Origin of the sequence: Ramlibacter humi (genome assembly GCF_004681975.1) — a bacterium.
Classification (GTDB): domain Bacteria; phylum Pseudomonadota; class Gammaproteobacteria; order Burkholderiales; family Burkholderiaceae_C; genus Ramlibacter; species Ramlibacter humi.
This window is the reverse complement of record NZ_SMLK01000011.1, coordinates 1-20709: the sequence shown is the minus strand read 5'-3', so window position 1 is coordinate 20709 and position 20709 is coordinate 1. Positions and strand designations below refer to the sequence as shown.

The 20709-nt window shown below is 65.1% G+C and carries 17 protein-coding genes; 4 read left to right on the top strand and 13 right to left on the bottom strand.

Translation table 11 applies throughout. From position 1 onward, the window contains the following. Nucleotides 1-8: 8 nt before the first annotated feature. Together EZ216_RS20310 and EZ216_RS20305 are read right to left on the bottom strand one after the other, a co-directional pair. Complete coding sequence (locus EZ216_RS20310) at nt 9-458, bottom strand: hotdog family protein (RefSeq protein ID WP_135251628.1); 450 nt, start codon at nt 456-458, stop codon at nt 9-11. 187 nt (nt 459-645) lie between these two features. Then, a complete protein-coding gene (locus EZ216_RS20305) occupies nt 646-1179 on the bottom strand; it encodes a hypothetical protein (RefSeq protein WP_135251627.1) in 534 nt (177 codons plus the stop codon). A gap of 169 nt (nt 1180-1348) precedes the next feature. On the opposite strand from EZ216_RS20305, the gene EZ216_RS20300 reads away from it, so the two are divergent. Then, nucleotides 1349-1819 (top strand): hypothetical protein, encoded by a 471-nt coding sequence (locus EZ216_RS20300; RefSeq protein ID WP_135251626.1) that lies wholly within the window; start codon nt 1349-1351, stop codon nt 1817-1819. Between the two features lie 148 nt (nt 1820-1967). Here the strand turns inward: EZ216_RS20300 and EZ216_RS20295 are convergent, their stop codons facing one another. The 7 genes from EZ216_RS20295 to EZ216_RS20265 all read right to left on the bottom strand — a co-directional run bounded on the left by EZ216_RS20295 (nt 1968) and on the right by EZ216_RS20265 (nt 6675). After that, nucleotides 1968-2363, bottom strand: a complete 396-nt coding sequence (locus EZ216_RS20295) for a hypothetical protein (RefSeq protein WP_135251625.1) — start codon at nt 2361-2363, stop codon at nt 1968-1970. Between the two features lie 91 nt (nt 2364-2454). Then, a complete protein-coding gene (locus EZ216_RS20290) occupies nt 2455-3597 on the bottom strand; it encodes a sensor histidine kinase (protein WP_167773005.1) in 1143 nt (380 codons plus the stop codon). Nucleotides 3598-4201: 604 nt separating this feature from the next. Continuing rightward, nucleotides 4202-4474: a hypothetical protein gene (locus EZ216_RS20285; protein ID WP_135251623.1), complete on the bottom strand. Its 273-nt coding sequence runs from the start codon at nt 4472-4474 to the stop codon at nt 4202-4204. Nucleotides 4475-4521: 47 nt separating this feature from the next. Next, a complete protein-coding gene (locus EZ216_RS20280; RefSeq protein ID WP_135251622.1) occupies nt 4522-4941 on the bottom strand; it encodes a helix-turn-helix domain-containing protein in 420 nt (139 codons plus the stop codon). Next, complete coding sequence (locus EZ216_RS20275; RefSeq protein WP_135251621.1) at nt 4935-5429, bottom strand: response regulator; 495 nt, start codon at nt 5427-5429, stop codon at nt 4935-4937. Before EZ216_RS20275 ends, EZ216_RS20280 begins: the two co-directional genes overlap by 7 nt. A gap of 105 nt (nt 5430-5534) precedes the next feature. Next, complete coding sequence (locus tag EZ216_RS20270) at nt 5535-6077, bottom strand: chalcone isomerase family protein (protein WP_167773004.1); 543 nt, start codon at nt 6075-6077, stop codon at nt 5535-5537. Nucleotides 6078-6129: 52 nt separating this feature from the next. Continuing rightward, the gene (locus EZ216_RS20265; protein WP_135251619.1) at nt 6130-6675 is read right to left on the bottom strand and encodes a hypothetical protein; all 546 of its coding nucleotides are present in this window, start codon (nt 6673-6675) and stop codon (nt 6130-6132) included. Nucleotides 6676-6997: 322 nt separating this feature from the next. On the opposite strand from EZ216_RS20265, the gene EZ216_RS20260 reads away from it, so the two are divergent. After that, a complete protein-coding gene (locus tag EZ216_RS20260; RefSeq protein WP_135251618.1) occupies nt 6998-7552 on the top strand; it encodes a hypothetical protein in 555 nt (184 codons plus the stop codon). 17 nt (nt 7553-7569) lie between these two features. Here the strand turns inward: EZ216_RS20260 and EZ216_RS20255 are convergent, their stop codons facing one another. From EZ216_RS20255 to EZ216_RS20245, 3 genes are read right to left on the bottom strand one after another with little or no spacing between them, the layout of a single operon-like run. Next, nucleotides 7570-8970 (bottom strand): class I SAM-dependent methyltransferase, encoded by a 1401-nt coding sequence (locus EZ216_RS20255; RefSeq protein ID WP_167773003.1) that lies wholly within the window; start codon nt 8968-8970, stop codon nt 7570-7572. Nucleotide 8971: 1 nt separating this feature from the next. Continuing rightward, a complete protein-coding gene (locus tag EZ216_RS20250) occupies nt 8972-10666 on the bottom strand; it encodes a ShlB/FhaC/HecB family hemolysin secretion/activation protein (protein WP_135251616.1) in 1695 nt (564 codons plus the stop codon). A 15-nt stretch (nt 10667-10681) separates the two neighbouring features. Beyond that, nucleotides 10682-17725: a YDG domain-containing protein gene (locus tag EZ216_RS20245; RefSeq protein WP_167773002.1), complete on the bottom strand. Its 7044-nt coding sequence runs from the start codon at nt 17723-17725 to the stop codon at nt 10682-10684. A 296-nt stretch (nt 17726-18021) separates the two neighbouring features. On the opposite strand from EZ216_RS20245, the gene EZ216_RS20240 reads away from it, so the two are divergent. Together EZ216_RS20240 and EZ216_RS20235 are read left to right on the top strand one after the other, a co-directional pair. Beyond that, the gene (locus EZ216_RS20240) at nt 18022-18471 is read left to right on the top strand and encodes a hypothetical protein (RefSeq protein WP_135251614.1); all 450 of its coding nucleotides are present in this window, start codon (nt 18022-18024) and stop codon (nt 18469-18471) included. A 26-nt stretch (nt 18472-18497) separates the two neighbouring features. After that, nucleotides 18498-19046: a hypothetical protein gene (locus EZ216_RS20235; RefSeq protein ID WP_135251613.1), complete on the top strand. Its 549-nt coding sequence runs from the start codon at nt 18498-18500 to the stop codon at nt 19044-19046. A 58-nt stretch (nt 19047-19104) separates the two neighbouring features. Here the strand turns inward: EZ216_RS20235 and EZ216_RS22035 are convergent. Then, nucleotides 19105-20709: helix-turn-helix transcriptional regulator (locus tag EZ216_RS22035; RefSeq protein WP_275405171.1), on the bottom strand; the 1605-nt coding region annotated here is incomplete at its 5' end.

Sequence of the window (20709 nt, the reverse complement as noted above, 5' to 3'; positions counted from 1 at the left end):
CTGGTGCCTCACTCGGGGATGTGGAAGGTGTTGGTCAGCGTGGCCAGCACGGGACCTTCGGACCGGGCGAAGGTGGCTTCCCACTGCACGTAGCGGCGGCTGCGCTTCTCGAACTTGCGCAGCACGCGGCCGGTGGCGACGACTTCCGTGGTTTCGTCGGCCCAGATGGGCGAGCGGAAGCGCATGTCCAGTTCCGCCATCACGATGCCCTGGTTGGGCGGGTAGGTCTGGTAGATCGGCACCGTCATGTACGGCAGCAGCACGTTGGGCGGCGCGGCCTGGCGGCCATCGACGAGGTACAGCGAGCGGTCGGCTTCGACCGCGCCGATGTACTCCTCGCAGATGTCGGGCGTGATGCGGAAGCGCACGGGGCCGAGCTCGCGGCCTTCCTGGTAGTCGTCGTAGGTCGTGCCGCGCACGCTGCCTTCGCGCGGCTTGATCTCGCTGGGTCGGGTCATGTTCCTCGGCTCTCCTGGGTGGCGATATCGGCCGTTGTGCGCATATCGCACAACGTTGCCGCATATCGAACATTGAGCCGCAGTCAGCCGTGGTTGCGCAAATCACGGCGCCAGGCGTGCGCAATGCGCACGCCTGGCGTTTCAGCGAACGGGTGGTGCGGCGCCCGGCCGGGCGCGCGGGGCTGCTTCAGGCGAAGCGCGGCCTGCGGCGCGCGTAGCGCACCTCGGCCCGCTTGTGGCGGTCCGGGCCTTCCTTGATGGCGCGCTCGAGCATGAGGTAGGTGGCGTCGTCGATACGCTGCCGCTCGTCGAGCGAAAGCGGCGCTTGCGTGGGCTGGAAAGTGCTGCCGGCCATGGACCAGTAGATTTCGGTGACGCTCACCCGGTGCCGCTGGAAGCACAGGTGCTGGATTTTCTCGGCCAGTTGCGCAAGGTGCGAACGCTTGGCAGGCCGGGAACGCAGGTGCATGGGGGCCAGTTGCACGAGAACGACGCATGTGCCGGGCTCCAGATCACTGCTGGTGACCATCGCGCAGAACGTGCCCGCCGGCAAGCCGCCGTCCGGCAGGACGTCGAAGAGCACCTGGAGCACGGGGCTCGTCAGGTCGGTGCGCCCCGAGGAACGCTCCGACGGGGCAGGCATGCCGGCCTGCGGCATGCCCCGATCCTCCAGCTCCAACGCTGACGACATCTTCGACTCCTCCTCGTTCTGCGCGGACATGACGCCCGCTTGCAACTGGATGAATCTAGAAGGGTCCTCTTGTTTCGTACTGCGCCGTTGGGGCCATAACCCGACACTCATCGTCTCAACGGATTCGCCCATCCGAAGGGGAATGCCGCTGGCTCGATGGAGCGAAGTTCGACGCACCTCCGGTGCATAAGGTGCCGCGATGCTCTATCCGCTCGCACGCACCTTGCACCTCATCGCCCTGCTGGGAGTCGCAGCAGGCGCGGTCGGCGCGCTGTTGCTGCTGATATGCATTCAACGCGTCATGCGCGAATCGGTGCAGCAGGCGGCGGGGTTGAGCCGCGTGTGCTCCACCTTCGCCGACGCGGCCAGCAGGTCGGCGCTGTTGATGCTGGTGACAGGTGCCCTGCTCATGGCTGCTCGCGATTGGAGTGACTGGGGCAAGGGCTGGCTTCTTGCCAAGGCGGTCGCGTTTCTGGCGTTGAGCGGGGTGGCGCTCTGGCTGGCCAAGCCGTCCACGCGAAAGCTGTCGGCCGTTCTCACGGCGGTGGCTCGCGGCACGACGGACCGGCGCGCCGCGATGGCCGCGCTGCGGGCAGCCACCCGCATCTGCGCAGCCGAGTGCCTGGCGCTGGTGGCCCTGGTAGCGACGAGCGTGCTCGCACCACATTGACGGGGGGCAAAAAAAGAAGGCCCGGCAAAGCCGGGCCCGAATGCAAGCGGTGAGGACAAAAGGGACAGTAGGCAAATACCGCCTGCAAACGCCAGCTTCGCCGTGCAAGTGCACGCAAGCATCGGGCGGAAGAGCCAGCCCAGCGGGGTCAATACCGGCTGGCGCCGTACACCGCCTTGACTTCACCGGTGCCGGATACACCGGTACCCGACACCACCTTGAACCTGGTGCCCGGACGGAACGCGGGCACGGCGCGGGATGGGATCAGGAACTCGGCGGGAGCGCGAAAGCTCTGGCCGCCCGCGGATTGCACGCGCACCGAATAGCGCGAGTCGTCGAGGGCGAAGAGGCCATGGAATGTGTCGCGCCCGGCCGGCGGCCGCACCGTGGAAGAGAAACGCAATTCGACTTCGACATGGCGCTCGAAAGGGAAGTCTTCGCCGCCCCCGGAATCGGGTTGCGAATGTGGCGCGCGCTCGAGCGATTCAGAGGGGGGCTCACCGCCCAGGATGGCAGCGACAAAGCCGCTGAGCTTGTTGGTCATGGCGTCGGTTGGCGGTACGTGATCGGGCATCGTCCCGCGCCATCTGGCGGAACCCATCGCGCCTTGGAGTCAGCGCGGCGGGAACGGAGGTTCACGCCGGCCTCGGCCCAAGCGGAAGTTGGAACGTGAAGACCGCGCCCGATCCGGGGCCTTCGCTCTTCGCGGCAATGGAACCGCCCATGCGTGTGACGAGTTCGCGCGCCAGGTGCAAACCCAGTCCCAACCCCGTGCCGCGCCGGGTGTCAGGCTGCACCTGCAGGAACGGCTCGAACAGGGTTTCCGCGATCTGCGGATCGAACCCGATGCCCTGGTCTTCCACCACGATTTCAGCGTGGGTCTGCAGCGCGCGCAGGCGCACCCGGATCGGGCCTCCCTGAGGGCTGTAGCGGACGGCATTGGTCAGGAGGTTGGCCAGGACCTGCTCGGTGCGCCCGGCGTCTGCCATCGCGAAGACGTCATCGAGTTCGTACAGGGGTACGTGCTGCGCAGCTGGCGCCAGGATGTCGCCACCCACCTTGAGGATCAACGACTTCAGATCGACGCTCTCGACGTTGACTCGCAAGGAACCGGCTTGGGCCCGTGACACGTCGAGCATGTCCTCCACGAGGTGGCTCATGCGCCGAACCTGCGCGATGCAGGATGGAATGAGTTGCTCAAGGTCGACCGGCCGGCGGCTGCGCAGCGCCGCGTGCAGCTGGTTCTGCAGCACCTGCAGTGGCGATCGCAGCTCGTGGCCGGCCATGGCGACCCATTGGTCGCGCAATCTTTCGACCTGCTTGAAACGGGTGATGTCCGCGAAGACGGAGATCGCGCCCTCCACGGCGCCGCCTGCATCCCGGATGGGCGCGCAGCTGCCGAGCAACATCCCGTGCGAGCCGTCGAACTTCTGGATCCGGACTTCTTCCGCCTGGATGGTGACCCCTTCGCGCAGGCAGCGCGCCATGGACCAGTCTTCAGGCGCGAAGGGACGGCCATCCTGATGGAACGCCCGGTACCGGCTCCAGTCCTGAACGCCATGGGTGGTGGCACTTCCCGCCCAGATGCTTTCCGCGGCACGGTTGTGCAAGGTCAGCTTGCCGTCGCGATCGCAAACGAGAATGCCGTGAGGGCTTTCGGACAGGATGGCGTCCAGGAGGCCGTTGCCCCGGTCGATGCGGCGCGATAGGCGCTCCACCTCGCGCCGCAACGCTTCCACCTCGGCCGGAAGCTCGTTCACGAAGTGCTCAGGCTGCATTTGAACGTTCCTTCCGGCGGTCAGGGCGGGAACTCTACCGAGAGGATCGCAAGGCATCTTGACCAATTGGAACCAGTGCCTTCCCTTCGCATGCTCCTCGCGCTGCGCGTCGTCAGAGAGCCGGCTGGCTCCTTGCGGGCATCGGCAAGTGCGCACGGGAAAGAAGAATCGCGCAGCTTCACCACCACGCGACGATGAGAGGTCACCTCTTCAGAGCCCGGCGCACCGGCCTTCACGGTCTGCACGCGCTACGACGCAGCCATTGGTCCGAGATGGCGCTGCGTTCCATTCGAAGGGCGGCACACGGCTTGGTATCGATCGGGGCCGCCGTCAGGCCCGATCCGCTCCCCGTGCTTCAGCAAACAACGCGATCCATCTGGCCATCGATCCGGCCAGCGCTGTTGTTGCTGCTCGTCAGCCTGGGGACTGTCGCCGCAATCTGGCTGGTGCGTGTGCAGCGGCCGGCGCAGGCGCCGGCAAGAACCGCCCCCACCAAACCCATCGCACAAGACCAGGAACCAGGCCCGTCGTTGCGGCTTGATCGGTGCCTGAACTCTCCGCGCCGGCGCACGGACTGCAGCTGAGCGTTCGATCTTCCGGCCACTCAATCGACAGGCGTTTGCGCAACTTGCGTGCCGGGCTTTTTCGAATCCAGGTAGACCACACCCTGGTGCAAACGAGCAGCAGTGGCTGCAGCACCTGGAGAGCCGGCCGCCGGAACCTTGATCACATGCCCTTGGCCATCGGCGGCGAAAATGAGCAACGGACGCATGGACGGCTCGGGGGACCAATGAGCCCCGCGCGCAGTTGTGTCGGCAGCGCACCCAGCCAGCAAGACGGCGGCCAGCAGCGCCGCCCCTTTCAACACGATTCCCATTCCAAGCCTTTCAATGACAAGAACACGAAAGCTTAGGAACGCTCCGCTCAGGGATGATCGGCTGATGGGGCCACCGCGTGTCCTGCGGCAGATGAGCCTTCTCCAGTTGCCGCTTGCGAGCCGTCGTCAGGCATCGCGAGCCGGCGCAGCTTGACTTCCGTGCCACCCGCAGCAACCGTCATCCGCAGCTCCATGCCCAGGGCCGCGAAATACCGGCACACGGTGGACAGGCGGAGGTCGCGCCGGTTTTCCAGCTGCGAGACCGCTTTCTGCGAGATTTTCATTGCCTCGGCCACGTCCTGCTGCGAGCGCCCGACGGCGCGCCGGACGTCGCCGATGGTCGTGGCGTCGGCGATCGTCTGCAGGGCAAGCGCCTGCGCGGAGGACGCATGCCTTCCTCGGCCGGAGAGGAGGAACGGCAGTTCGTGCTGCAGCGCGAGAAGCCTGCGCTTGTCTCCGCTTAGCAATCGATCCTCGGCGAATCTGCCTCGATGTTCATCCGTTGCTCAGCAAGGTTGCGCATCCCAGCGCACTCACTGCAGCGCTGAGACACCTCGGCGTCGACCGCTCTGGCTGCCTTTGCCTCCAGGAGCGCCAGCAGCCGAACCGGGTCCACGGGCTTGGTCAGATGCAGGTCGAAGCCGCTTCGGATGCTCTCGGCCTGATGCCCGGTCGAACCCCAGCCGCTTGCCGCGATGAGCAACATGTCCGGTCTCCGGCCTCGCAGCCTTCGCGCCACTTCCCAGCCACCAAGGCCGGGCATGCCCAGGTCGAGGATCGCGACGTCCGGCTGATCGTCCGCTCGCAGAAGCGCTTCGAGCCCGTCGTACGCCGTCAGCACGGTGTGACCCGAGATGGTCAGCAAGTCGGAGAGAGTGTCGGCAGCGTCCTTGTTGTCGTCGGCCACGAGGACCGTCAACTGTTTCGACGCCGAATCACAAGATGCGTGGAACATACTGCTAGCTCCTGAGCGGCCGATGCCGCGACTACGTGCCGCACTCTGTTCCCCCGGGTGAACGCTCGAATCGACGCAAGGAGCCAGCGCCGTCGATGGCCCATTTCAATATGATTCCTGGCCCGCGCGCTCACCCAACAATGCCTTCTTGAGCAACGGATCGGCAGGACGCTCTCCGAACCAGATCCTGAGCAACGCGTTGTAGAACGCGGGGTCGGGCACCGGCTCGCCGAACGATTTTCCGTTGAGCTGCACGACAGTGCCTGCCCCGGGAATCCAGTCCACCGTCAACGTGTCCCCCGTCCGCAGCTTGGCGACGGTGCCGAACATGGCACCGAATCGGGCGATCGGACCAACCATCCGGGCCACCTCGGCGCGATCGGTGTTCTGGTAGACACCGTTGATGAATGCACGGCCGAGCTCGTCGCTCGTCACTTCACGCAGCATGACCATCGCCATGCGGCGTGGTTCACGCGAGTAAACCTCGGACTCTTTCGTTTTGCGGTCGGACGAATAGAAAGCCGCCGCGTACACCTGAAAGATTGCGCGATAGCGCACCCCCGCCCCATTCAGGATGACTTCGTGCTGCCCCAGTGAGACTCGTTCGGGAAAGTTCGCGCCTGCGGCACGCGCCAGAGGTGGTCCCATGACCAGCAGGGCCCACCCCGCAAGCAGGGCACTGAGCAGTGAGGCAAGCCGTCTACCCGGCATGGGCAAACTTTCCCTCAGGCGCGGTGCCGACGAGCATCAGCAATTCGGCTGCCAAGCCGGCATGGGAGGCGTCCGCCAGCGCGGCGGCGCGGAAGACGGGCTCGGCTTCTTCCAGCACGCACAACAGCGCCACGTTCAAGGGAACTCCTTCCGCGGTTCGCCGCACGCGATCCAGCGGCGGCGAGGAAACCGACCAGACCCCCAACTGCTTCAGGACAGCCAAGGCAGCCATGCACGTCCAATGCTCGCCGCAGCGGACCACGTCGACGAGGAATCCCGCTACCGGCTCAGCGGCCTCGAAAAAGGCACCGACGGCCGCGCTGCCGATCGATCCGAGCATGCGTCGCGAAGCCTGTTCCGCACTCGCCGGGCCGCTGGCCGCACAGACGTCCTCCATGGCCTCGATGATGGTCAAGACGCTGTTGCGAGCCGGCTGCGGATAAAGCTCCCAGGAGAACGCCGTCACCCTGGCGAGAACCAGATTCAGGCAATGGCAATGCAGCGAACGGCAAGGGGCTTCGAGGCTGCTGTTCATGACAGTGCACAGCCATCACGGCATCGGTAGAACGTTCTTTGGACGCGACGAACGGCGACAAGACTTGTCCTCGGTCGGTGCTTGCCGCAGAAGACACAGCTCATGCAGATGCCTTGGCCAGCGAATGGGTTGGCATTTCGTTCGACGTCCTGCACGGGACGCGGTTGCGGGGTAATGGCGCTGTTCACAAACGATCTCCTCCCGCCCAGTCTCTTGATGGGCTGGCGCGCCACCATCACCGGGAAGAGCCACGACAAGGTTGTTGCAAAGATGGCGCTTCGCGAAGTTCCGATCGCGGCAGGTCGGATTCAACAATGTCTCGATGCAGTTGAAATCACTTGTTGTTCCGGCCGTGTGCGCGGTCCTTTTTCTTCCATTGGCTGACGTGACGGCACAAGGCCTGCTCACCATTCCGCAAATGCCTTCGGCTGGTACGCCGACGACATCGGGTGTCAGAAAGCTCACCGACTCGGAGCTGAGTTGCTCGGCGATGGAGACGGAAGTTGCCGCCCTGGAGCAAGAAGCGACCGCCAAGCGCGAGCAGTCCGATGCCCTCAATGCGGAATTCAGGAAGTCGCAGGAAGAGTTGGTGTCGGCAATGCGCAGCGCCGTACCAACCACCGCGGGGATGGGCCTGATCAGCATGCTGCCCGGAGGATCGGTGGCAGGCAGCTTGCTGGCGCAATCGGCGAGCAGCAACCGGCTCAACGCCACGGCCGAATACAACCGGAAGATGCAAGCGATGCAGGCACGTGCCGCGCTGATGCAGACTGACATCGCGCGCGCGGAAGCGCGAAAGGATCACCTTGTCGGCATGTACCTGCAGAAAGGTTGCCGCTCCACCAAGTCGGCCGGCGCCGAGCCCCGAGCGGAATAGAAGCGGAACCTTGCGGACTAAAGCCGCCGCGCGGGTTCGTCGGCGATCAGGCCGAGTTTGGCCAGGTCACGCACCAGCAGCGGCCCCGCACGCATCAACTGCGCCCGGATCCCGGAATGGCTGCGAAATGTTTGCTCTCCGGTACTCAGCGTGGACGCGCGGGAAGCGACCAGCGCGGCAAGCGATGCCGCGAGTTGGTCAAGGTCCAGCTTGCCGTCGAGAAGCGAGATGGCATGCAAGTGCAGCGGAAAATCCTCGAGCAGGACGAGCCGATGCTGCAGGTTGGACACCCATCGCTGGCGCACGGCCTGGTCACGCGCCACAGACCACGCGACGGGGTGGGAGGATGCGGCACCGACAGGCAATGGGCTCAAGGCGAGCGAAACCACGCCGGACATGCAGGCCGAGAAGATGGAGTACGCCAGCCGCGTGCGATCTGCTTCGTGAACAGGTCCCACGGTACCCATGAGTTGCCGCATCGTGAGCCGGGCTGGGTATCTGGCTTGCAGGATCTTCAGCGCGTGCTGCAAGGCAGGACTTGACGTCGTCACGTACGCGCCGTTCGCAGCTTGGTAGCGGGCGGCACCGCCAGGTGTGCTGGAACGCATCTCCTGCGTCGCCGCACTCAGGTACAGCGGCGCGATGTCTTCCACCGATATCCGCCGCTTCAGGCGGACGTCGCCGTGGCAGACCAGCGTTTCACGATAGGAGCGGCGCCGCAGGTAGTCCATCGCCTGCTCCGCGGCAACGATGCCGCGCTGCGATACCCGCTTGATCACCTGCTCGGCGCTGGTGCCGAGGTTGGAAGGCAGCATGGTCACGAAGTCGGCTTCGCCAAGGTATTGCAGGCCGGCTTTCATCAAACGGTCTGCCACCTGGGTGAACCGCAAGCCACGATCCGTTGTGACAGGACGCTGGCCGCTCGCGCTTGCAGGCCCACGATGACCAGTCCCGCCGCATTGGTAGCTGAGATAGCCGACGCCGTTAGGCGCCAGCCTCTGCTTCAGCTGCTGCAAGACGAGGTACTGCACATGCGCCGGCAAGGACGAGAACGGTTCGTGGCAGATGATGTAGTCAAACTCGCCGATCTCGGCGGGCATGCTCTCCAGCCCCCGCGGCAGGAAGGTGACGTTGCGGACGCCGACTCGTGCGGCGAAGGCAGCTGCTTCCCGCAGCGCGTTCGGCCTGGTGTCCATGCCGACAAACTGCGCCCGGGGAAGCAGTGCAGCGAGCGGAACGATGTTGCCGCCATCCGCGCAACCCATCTCCAGGATTCGGGCTGTGGCGGGAGCGGCTGAGAGCAGTCCGAATAAGCGCGCCACCAACGCCATCGCGTCCGGATGCGACCGCTCGATCGGCAGCGCCTCGGCCGGTGCCTCGGCATGCCTGGCCGGTGCAAGCTGCTGGGCAGCGAGCAACTTAAAAGCTCTTGGTCGCTTGCAGCCACAGCTGGCCGCGGCCTCCGCGGCGATCGCTGGTGGCCAGCTCGCTGCCCAGGCGCTGCGCGTACATCGCGCGAACCGCATAGTCACCCGGGCGGACCAGCGACACGCCGACGCCTGCCGCACTCAGATCACGCCGGTTCACCGCGGCCGTGGGCAGCGGGTCTTCGTTGAGTTTGGCCGATCCGTAATCGAGGAAGCCGAACAACGTCACCCCCACGCCACCCGAGAGCCCTGCCAACAAGTACCGCAGCTCTGCTGAAGACACCCATCCGGAGTCCCCGGTCGCTTCGCCGACCGGGTAGGCGCGCACGCCGAAGGGCCCGCCCAGTGAGAATTTTTCCGAGGAATCCAGGTTCTTGCCCGCGGACTGGCCGGAAATGGAAGCCTGGAAGGTCCAGCGGTCGGCCAGCGGCATGCTGTGGAGCGCCGCGAATGCCAGCTTCGAGAAGCTGCCGCGGGTTCCAAGACCTGCCGCGTCCGTTGCCTGGGAAACCGCGTCCTTCAGGTTCAGCCGGCCTGACTCCAGCCGCAGCGAGCCGGATGTGGCATCCCCTTCGTCCCCGAACCTCTCGGCATTGGCGCCCAGCGACAGGACCGAGGTTGACTTGCGCGCGACAGTGCCGAGTGCACCAACGCGGTCCTCCAGCGACTTGTATTCGGCACCGCCCTGTGCAGTGACGTTCCAGCCCAGACCCCGTACCACCGGATAGCTGAAAGTGACGCCCGTGACGTCGGCATTGCCCGATGCATCCAGCGCCGCGAAATCGCCGCCGAGCGAATAGAGCGAGCGGGCGAACGACGCTTCCATTCGCAGGCCGCTGCTACCCAGCGGCGTGCTCCAGCCCAGTCGCAGATAGTCCTGTCCTTGGGTCGACGTCAGAACGCGCACTTCCAGCTGGTCGCCAAAGCCGAACAGCTCGTTCAGCTGCACCGCGCCGCCCACGCGGTAGCGGCCGGTGGAACGGCCGCCGTAGTTGTCAGCCTCGACGCGTGCCTGCACGAACGGTTCACCGGCCACCAGCACGATGAGGTCCGAGGTGCCGGTTTCGGCGCCAGGACGTAACGTCGCCGTCACCGGCGCGCCGTGAACCACCTCGCGCAGCACGAGGAGCGCGCGATTGAGGGCGTCTTCGTTGACCACCTCGCCGAGATGCGCGCGGTCGACGTAGCGCTCCAGCGTCGCCTCACGAACCCGGCTCTGGTTGGCCACCTGGATCGCGCCATACCTGCCCTCGACCACCGCGATGCGGATGCGGCCGTCGGCGATGTCCTGCGGAGGGACGTAGGCCCGCGCCAGGATGTAGCCGCGCTCGCGGTAATGCTGGGTGATACGCTCGGCGGCCTGCTCGACGTCGGCCAATGACACGACACCATGCAGGCTCGCATCGACCAGGCCTTCCAGTTCCTCCGCGGGGAAGACGGTGCTGTCCGTGACGCGCACGCCGTTCAACTTCAGGGTGGCTGCGGCTGCCTCGGGCGCCAGGTTTTTGGTGCTCTCGCCCTGGATGGAGATGGTGGGCGGCGGGCCGATGGGCACCAGGGGCACGCGCGGCCGCTGTTCGATTTCGCGCAGCACGGTGCCTGCATCGGGCGGGGTTTGGGCGATGGCGGCCGTGCAGCCGAGCGCGGCCAGCAAGGCGGCCAGCGGCCGCCGCTTGAAATTCGTCATACCGGGAAAACTCCGTCAGAGGTTTTGTTGTGCGAGGCGAAGGCCGGGTGCCTCGATGCGGAAAAGCGGCGCATTGCGCGCGGTCATGGGAGAACAGGCCGACCGGTCGATGGACTGCGGGCGGCTTCCGCCGCGCTCGCCACCCTTTCGTGAACAGTTCACGTCGGATGTCGGGTAGGTCAACCCCGACTCCGCTTCGACGACGATCAGCTGGTCACGATTGATGCGCGGTTCCTGCACGGCCGGCGCGGCCGTTGGGGCGGGAACGGGTGCCGGCGGAGGCGCGGTCACAGGCGGCGGAGAGGGCGGGGGCGCCGTCGGTGGTGGCGGAGGAGGAGGAGGAGGCGCCGCCGTGATGTTGGCGGCCGTGGTGACGGGCGCCAGTGTGTAGTCGGAAGCGCGGCCGCTGCCATCCGCCAGCGTGTAGCCCCTGACATCGACAATCTTGCCGCTGCCGATCGCGGGGTCGCGGAAGGTGGCGGTCAGGGCGCCGGTTCCCAACCGCAGTGTCTCGCCTGACACCGGGATGGACAGCGTGCCGGCATCGGAGAGACTGACCGTCACCGTGCCGTCGTAACCCTTGTCGTTCGCCACCACGCCCGTGACGGACACGGTGGCCTGGCGGATGGTGGCCGTGCCCAAGGCGGTGGCGACTGTGTAGTTGCCTGCGTCCCTCCCGCCGAGCGCGAAGCTGGAGATTGTGGCCGTCTGGTTGCCCACGTGGTAGTTGCCGAACGTTCCGGTGAGCGCACCAGGCACGAGCGACACCATTTCGCCACCCACCGTCACCGTGTTGGTCAAGCCGCCGACCGTGGCCACCGTGGCTGTGGTTCTGCCGTCGTAGGTCTTGTCGGCCACGCCCAGGGAGGTGACCGTCAGCGTCGCAACGCTGATGCTGGCCGTGGCGGTCACCGGCGCGATCGTGTAGTTGTCGCGGTCCGTGCCTCCAAGCGAGTAACCACTAAAGGTGGCCGTCCTCATGCCGACGTTCTTGGTCCCGAAGTCGGCCGCCACGCCCACCGTGTTCAGCGACACCGCATCCAGCCCTAGCACGCCGCCGAGCGTGCCGTAGCTGCTGATCGTGGCGTCCGTCTGGCCGTTGTACGTCCGGTCGGCCACCCGCGCACCGCCCACGGTCACCGTCGCAGGCGTGATGGCCGCAGTGACGATCACCGTCGGCGAGGCGAGCACGTAGTCGCCAATTGCCGAGCCGCCCAGGCCATAGTTGCTCACCGTCACGGCCTTGGTGGGCCCCACGTTCTTGTCGTCGAAGTAGGCCGACACCGTCACCGAGCCAGTCACCGTGCGCAGCGACACGTCATCCAGCCCCACTACACCGTTGAGCGTGCCGTAGCTGGTGATCGTGGCCGAGTTGTCGCCGCTGTAAGTGCGACTGGCGACCGTCACCGACTGCACACTCAGCGTCTTCGGCGTGATGCTGGCCGTCGCACTCGCTGGCGCCAGCACGTAGTTGTCCTTGTCCAGTCCAGTCAGCCCGTACCCCGTGATCGTGGCGGTCCGATTGCCAACGTGGTAATTAGTGAACGTCGCTGACAGCGAGTTCGCGGTGAGCGACACCATCTCGCCGCCCACCGTCACTGTGTTGGTCAGGCTGGCGATGCCCGTAACGCTGGTCGCACCGTCGCCGTTATACGTCTTGCCAGCCACCGTCACACCACTGACCGTCAGCGTGGCTGGGCTGATACTGGCAGTGGCGGTCACCGGCGACGCAATCATGTAGTTGCTGCCGTCCGCCCCACCGAGCGAGTAGCCTGTGATCGTGGCCGTCCTCATGCCGACGTTCTTGGTCCCGAAGTCGGCCGCCACGCCCACTGTGTTCAGCGACACCGCATCCAGCCCTAGCACGCCGCCGAGCGTGCCGTAGCTGCTGATCGTGGCGTCCGTCTGGCCGTTGTACGTCCGGTCGGCCACCCGCGCGCCGCCCACGGTCACCGTCGCAGGCGTGATGGCCGCAGTGACGATCACCGTCGGCGAGGCGAGCACGTAGTCGCCAATTGCCGAGCCGCCCAGGCCATAGTTGCTCACCGTCACGGCCTTGGTGGGCCCCACGTTCTTGTCGTCGAAGTAGGCCGACACCGTCACCGAGCCAGTCACCGTGCGCAGCGACACGTCATCCAGCCCCACTACACCGTTGAGCGTGCCGTAGCTGGTGATCGTGGCCGAGTTGTCGCCGCTGTAAGTGCGACTGGCGACCGTCACCGACTGCACACTCAGCGTCTTCGGCGTGATGCTGGCCGTCGCACTCGCTGGCGCCAGCACGTAGTTGTCCTTGTCCAGTCCAGTCAGCCCGTACCCCGTGATCGTGGCGGTCCGATTGCCAACGTGGTAATTAGTGAACGTCGCTGACAGCGAGTTCGCGGTGAGCGACACCATCTCGCCGCCCACCGTCACTGTGTTGGTCAGGCTGGCGATGCCCGTAACGCTGGTCGCACCGTCGCCGTTGTACGTCTTGCCAGCCACCGTCACACCACTGACCGTCAACGTGGCCGGGCTGATACTGGCAGTGGCGGTCACCGGCGACGTGATCGTGTAGTTGCCGCCCTGGGTGCCCCCGATTGAATAGCCAGTGATCGTGGCTGTCTTCGTGCCGACGTTCTTGTCCCCAAAGGCGGCTGTGACGCCGATGGTGTTGAGCGTGACGTTGATCCCATCGCCGGCGAGCACCCCGCCGAGCGTGCCGTAGCTGCTGATCGTGGCATCTGTCTGGCCGTTGTACGTCCTGGAGCTCACTGTCGCACCATCGACCGTCAGCCCCCGCTTATTCACCGTCAGATTGCCATTGACGAAGCTGACGGCGTACCCAGTAGGAGCCGTCAAGCCGCCCGCCGAAACGGTGATGATGTAAGGCGTGGTGCTGGCGTTGGCAGTTGCCGCCGCACCCGCCGAACTCAGGCCCGGTGCGCCGGTGACCACGTCTCCCAGGAAGACGTTGCCGTACGCAGCGGGGTTAACCAGCCCGGAGAAGGAAGAGGTCAATACAACCGTATCACCGTAGACCTTGGTCTTGTCGTCCGCGGTGACGGTGAGCGTCGGGCGGGTAGCGAAAAGGTAGCGGTTGCTGTTCGACTGCGGAACGCTGGACGGGGGGCTGGACGTGTAGGTCGCGCCCCAGATGGCGGTGTTGCCGCTGGAGAGCCCGCCAAACACCGCGCTGCCGGGATCGCTCGTGTAGACCAGCCAGCGGGTGCCGGCACTCACCGCCGCCGTGCCCGCGTGATTCACGAAGTTGCGGCCTGCAGAGAGCACCGCCTGGCCGCCGCTGTTCACCGCGGAATTCAGGACCAAGTCACCGACCCCGCCCAAGGCAACCAACGTCACCGGCCCCGTACTGGACAGCCCCGGCGTGCCCTGGACGGTGCCCACCGTCAGCGAGTTGGCGTCAGTGAGATTGATGGAAGCCGCGTTCCCCGCGATCGTCGCGAAGTCGTTACCGGCGTCGGTCAACACGACGTTCCCGCCCTGCAACAGCAGGCCGCCTGTCACCACCGCCGCGGACTGCGTAACGGAGCCCGTCGTCTTCAGCGTCAAGTCCTGCGTTCCGCCGGCCACAGCGCCGTCGATGGCCAGAATACCGGAGCGCGCGTCCAAGATACTCGCGCCAGTCAGGACAGTCGTTCCGCGCAAGTTGATTCCGTCGGCCTGAACAGTGCCCGCCAGGCTGAATGATGTCCCCGAGTCGGTAGCAAATCCGATGCTGCTACTGGTGAAAAGATTCCCCCCTGCCGCCGAGAACGCTATCAGCGGGTCACTAAGTGCACCCTTGGCCTGAATGAAATCGGCGACGCCCAAGCTGGAGCCGCTGCCGCGCACGAACTTGGCCGTCAAATCCAGGTTCGTGGCATCGCCGCCGGCGAATCGCCGCACGTTGACTGCCGGAGTTGCAGCGTCGAGCGAGTAGGAGAATAGGTCACCCGCCCCCACGGTACCTCGTGCAACAGGTTTGTAGAAAAAACCGTCCGCGCCCACAGTCGCCTTTGGCAAAAGGACCGTGCCATCCAGTCCAAATCCGACGCTGCTCCCAGCGCTCAGGCCCGCGCCAGTTCCGGAGAGGATTTGCGCGCCGGAGGAGAACGCGATTTTCGGCGTCGCATATGACACACCGCCCGTGATGTCCCACAAGCTCGAGAAGTCCCAGCCGGCGTAAGTGGACGCCTGCATCAACTCCGCGGTTGTCTTGCCAGTTCCTGGAGCTGTTCCGGTGCCCACGACACGCGCCTGCCCGCTGACAGGTACGTTCCAGAATGCGTTGCTTGCCGCGGCCCCGGTCCACGCCCCGAAAAGGCCGCCCGTGTTAGCTGCCACCTGGCCTTGAACCAGACCCGCAGCGAGGACACGGTTCATGGTGGTTCCCGTTCCGGCGCTGCCGATGAGACCGCCCGCGTAGATGTAGCTCGCAGTTCCATTCGTCCACACACTTCCCAGTGAGGACGCGTCGGCAATCGACGTTCCGCCATCGGCGACGACCCCTATGAGTCCCCCAACACCGTGGCGTGTGCTGTTGGAGGCCGCCGAGCTATCGAGACGAACATCTCCGAATGCATGAACATTGGTGATCGACGAACCAAGTGCGGTGTCCACTACTCCGATTGCCCCGCCCGCGACGAGTCCATGCGCGATGACGTTGCCGGTCGAATAGGCGTTGCTGATAGCGGCCCCGTCGGCGTAGCCGACCAGTCCACCTGCAACGCCACCGCCTTCGACATCACCTGTCGCATACGAGTTCGTGATAGTGGCGGTCCGCCCAGCAGACTGGATCGCTCGACCTACCAAGCCACCGACGCTGTGTAAGGAATCCTCGAAAAATACGGTGCCGCCTTGCACGGCGCCCGTGGCGTGAGAGTTCGATACGGTCCCCCCGCTCAGGATCCCGAGCAGCCCTCCTCCAAAACCCCTGACACCCCCCGTGGCAACGCAGGAATCAATCAACCCGCCCGATGAAAAAAAGAGGCTTCCAGCGATCCCGCCGCCCGTGACGCCGGGTCCGCCATCCACGATCGCCGCGCTGCGGCTATTCAGAATCTGCCCCCCAAAAACATCTCCCACCACTCCGCCCAAAACGCCGCCGCTGGCTGCGACGCGGCTGTGAACTACGTCGACGTTCGATACCCGCAACTGAAAGTTCCCGCGTCCGGCGGCGATCCCCGTTTTGCTGGTTCCGGTGACATCCGCGTCGACGAACGTGATGTTCTTAAGAGTCCCAAAAAGCGCCGATATAAGCCCGGTCCCGGTGGAGTTATCGTTGATGTAAAGATTGCTGATGGAGTGTTTTGGAGAACCATCCTGTCCATCCCCGTCCAGCACCCCTTTGAATCCGGTCGGCAAGATGGGAATGAATCCTGCGCCGTTGTTCCATCCAGTGCCACCATTCGAGGCCTTGGTCACCGAGGCGTCGATGTCCCGCCCCAACGCGAAGTTCCATCCGTTGCCCTGAGCGTTGCGCATCGACTGCAGCTGGTACACGTCGTTGACCAGCATTGCATCGAACAGCGTTCCGCCGTTCAGCGAGACGTTGTTGCCGTAGAACACAGGGGTGGCGTACAAGCCGGAAATCCACCCCTCCGAATCGAACACAGAGCTGCCAGTTCCACCGCCTTGGCTCCCAGGATTCGTGCTTGGGGGGATTGGCGTGCCGTTCGCACCCGCCGCGTCGTACAGGATGCTAATCTTTCCGCCATTCACGGCAAGGTACTTGCCCGGATCGATTTGCACCACGCCGCAGGCTGAGGCCCCTGCCCCCACGACGCACGTACCTGTGGAATCTGCGCGCAGCGTGATGTTCCCGGAGCCGGTGGTCTGGATGTGATCCTTGACGTAGATGCTGTGGAACGCACGCAAGGTCAGGCTGTTGTTGCTCGTCCATGCAACGCGTCCCGCGGCGGGGAACCCGATGGATTCCTTGATCACGATGTCGCCGGGCTGAACTCCCAAAGCGCCGGTTGTCTCCAGGCGCACATTGGTCGTGTTCAAGTTGGCTGCGACGACATCGCCCGGCGTTTCGCCCACTCCCGAACCCACGATCAAGTCGCCCGCAACCGATATCGCCCATTCGCCGGAAGCCGCAGCCGTCGAAACACTGAGTGCGGCAGGTTGCGTGCTGGTGGTGTCCACGCGCAAGGAAGGGCCAAACTGCAGCTTCGTCCCGGAGGTCTCCACCGACCCGCTCTGACCGCCATCAGGCGCATTCGCCTTCAATGTGCCGTCTGCTTCGACTGTCCCGCCTGCGGCGATCAGCTGAATGACGCCGTTTTTGCTGCCAACTGTTGAGGCCCGAACAATGCCCGTGTTGTTCACCACTCCCGAGAGCACACCATCACGCCCACGCGATGTGAGGATGACCTTGCCGCCGTCCGCTTCGATAAGGTCGTGGTTGGCCGCCAAGGTGCCGAGATCGCCTTGATCGATCGTCAGGCCAATGAGCTGGTTGGACGCCATCCTCAGCGTCACGGCGTTGCCCGCCGCCAGCGCCGTGGTGCCGCCGGGCGTGCGGATGGTGCCTTCGTTCCTGGCTTCCGGCGCAACGAGAGCGACGTAGCCCCCCGCACTGGACGTGATGGTGCCCTGGTTCACCACCGACTGGCCCGCCGCGCCGTCGGTGAGCTTGAGGTTGCCGGCCATGAAGTCGGCGTTGCCGATCTTGAGCGTGGTGGCCACCAGGCCGCCGACGTCGACACTGCCCGTGCGGCCGAAGAGGATGCCGTTGGGGTTGGAGAGGAAAACCTGGCCGTTGCTGGTAAGGCGGCCGAAGATGGTGGAAGGGTCGCTGCCCGTGACGCGGTTGAGGACCGCGGAGCCTGCGCCCGGCTGCACGAAGCGCACCGTTTCGCCGGCGCCGACGTTGAACTTGTCCCAGTCGACGATCAGCCGGTCGGTCGTCTGGTTGACGACCAGCGTGGAGCCGGATGTCTGCAGGTTGCCCGAGCCGCCGGCGACGCGGCCGCCGGCCGGCAAAGCCCAACTCTCACGGACCCATGCGCCGGACAGCAGCAAGACGGCAACGGCGACGTGGCGCAGCTTGAACTGCGCGCGATGGCGTTTCAATCTTGACTCCATGATCCTTCCAGCTGGGCGCTAGACGGGGCACGGCATGATGCCGGCACCTCGCGCTCCGGATCAGTGTTCCGGCAGCGCAGGGCTTCAGGATCATCCGGAGGAGCCAGCACGACACAGCGGGCCGGAGCCACAAGGCTTCACGAGACGGCGAGCCGGAATTCACATGGCTTCCACGTGCCCGCCTTTGAAGGCGACTCAGGTGCAGCCGCATCGAAATGCCGCTAACAGGCATGGCTCTTTCGACGGCAGAGCATTTCAATCGCTGCCCCTAGATTCCCACATCCATGGACATCCTGGGTCTGATCCGCGCCGGCCGCAAGGCGGCCTTCGCACCATCAACGAACACGCAGCTCATGTCTGCCGACGAGCGGCAGGCGTTGCGGCGAGAGATGCTCTATGAGTCTATTCGGGCAAGCTTCACGGCTCACGGCTTTTACCCGGAGCACTATCGCTTTTCAGTTGTGCCGGTGGATCGCCGGGGTCACGCGCACATCGTGACAGTCACGTTGTGCGCAAGGCATGCGGCCGAAGGCTTTGGCCCCAACGGCCTTCTGGCCAGACTGGCGGAACACATCGTCCAAAGCGCCAGAACCACATTCGGCCTGCAGGTTAACAACGTCTACTGGTGCGTCGCGCACGACATGCCGGATTTTCTCAATCGCAAACCGGACAACCGGCTCAACATCCCTCAGGGTGGCAGGCAGCACACAGAGGCGCGCGCCATCCACGACTGAGTAAGGGTGCAGGGAGAAGAACGAAAATGCTCAAGCGACTGCTGAGCCCTTCCAGGCTCCCGGAAAAAGGCGCAGATCCCAAGTCCGTGGATTTCCCTGCCATGGAGCTGGAAGACAGGAAAGCTCTGCGTCGGGCCCTGCTTTTCGAGGCGGTGAAGTCCGCAGTGGAGGAAAGGGGCATCACGCGGGGTCGCTACCGCGCCAGGCTGGTCGCCCTCGACAAGCGAGGCCACTCCTACCTGGTGCTCATCGAACTGTCGAAGGTGTACCTGACCGCGGCGCTGGCCAAGCACATGCGGTTGACTTACATCGGACGCGCCATCATCAACGAGGCCGCCGACTGCTTCGGTTTGCTCGTTCGGGAAGTCTATTGGCGCATCGCCGCAGACACCGAGGAATACCCCGCGGTACCCGATGCGCGGCTCAACGCGGAAGAGGCAAAGCTTTTTGCCGACTATGTCGCTCTTGCCAGGGACATCCGCGCCGCTGCGCGCGAAGGCCAAGGCTCGATGGCGGATCTTCCGCCGTTGATGCTGCCAAGTGGCACGTATTCGACCGACTTGACTCCGCTCTGACCTGGTGGCGTCCGAGCCGAACGCCGCGGGTACGCAAGGAGCGGCGTCTACCGTCGACTCAACCTTTGGCACGCCGGTACATCGCCGCCGCTTCCCCGCGCGAATCGGAGTTCAACTTTGCGTTGATGTTCGCCACGTGACGCTTGACCGTGTGGATGCTCAGGAAAAGCTCGTTGGCTATCCGCTTGTTGCTCGCGCCGGCAGCGATCAAATCCAGCACTTGAAGCTCGCGCCTCGAGAGGGAGCTTAGGCCAGAGGGCTCATGCACGATGGACGCTGGCGGCAAGTGCGCGCGAACCAGCATTTCCTTGTACCGATCAGCGAGCGCACGCGCCGGGTGACCGACGGGAACCGCATTCAGCAGCTTTTGCACGACATCCTTGCGCTCGACAACCAGGATACCCAGGCTCTGTTCGGCCGCGACCTGGTCCAGCAGCGTCGTGAAGATCTCGATCGCGCGATCGTTCTCGCCCTCCAGCAGATGGACATAAGCGCGAATCAGATCGACGCTGCCGTAGACAGAGGGAAGTGGCAGCTCTCGCACTGCCGAAGCGGCTGACACTTCGCTGCGCGCGGCGGCAAGATCACCTCGTTCCAAGGCGGCATAGGCCATCACCAGATGGAGAGCGCCTTCGAAGAAGGGCAGTGCCGTCGAAAAGTCGGAGTGGAAAGCCTGCATGCACGCTTCGACCATCGGCTCCCGGCGTCCGAGGATCCACCACCCCCTCGCTTTCACCAGCAAGAAGGTCGGCAGCCAGGATTCCCGGTAGCCCCGGCATTCGGAGACTTCGGCCAACAGTTCACGCATGCGGGCTTCGAAGTCGGCCGCTTGCCCCAAGATGGCCGCCAGCAAGCCATGCAACTGGAGAAGGTCGATGCGCGCGCCACGCAGGCCGCCAGCTTTGTCATTCTCTGTTTGCGCCTGCTTCGCGGTGACGACTGCCGGCTGCACCTCGCCGCGCCACAGCTGTCCCCAAGCGCGCTGGGCCAGCGTGGCGACCAGCAGCGGCTGGCGATGCGCAAGCCGCAAGTTCGAAGTGGCGAGTTCGTCGAACTCGCGATAGAAACGGCTCCAGCCAGGCAATCCAAGGAAATGACCGCGGAAGCCACTGCCGACCAGCGTCATCCAATCGAACAGCACGTCCGCATCCGGTGAGCGGGCGACATCGAGAACGCTTTCGAAGCGATCACGGGCGTGCTCGAATCGGCCGGACGCGACGCCATGCCAAAGCTGGTGGTACGGCAGAAGCCGGCGCAGCGGCGACGTTTGCGGAAGTTCCGCCTCGCACCAGTCCAGCAGCCGCTTCGCGCCGCTGGTGTCACCAAGGGCGAATAGCGGCAGGACGAGGAGGAGGTTGACTCGCCCTTCACCTGCCACGTCCTCCCGGCTGCGGTAGAGGGCCGCCGCCCTTCGCAGTTGCTGCCTCACCTCGATGAGGTCGCCCGTGGACCAGGCGCAAGACGCCAGCAGGATGCAAAGCTCCGGGTCCGCCTCGATGACATCTGCAGGCACACGGTGGATGAGGCGTACAAGCGCCCGCCAGGCGCCAGCCACCAGCAATCCCCGGCCATCCGCCACGATGTCTGCGGCTGCCTGCTCCCACTGTTCGGCATCCAGGCGATGGCCGATGGCGCGGATGGGGTTGGGCTCGGCCTGGGCGGC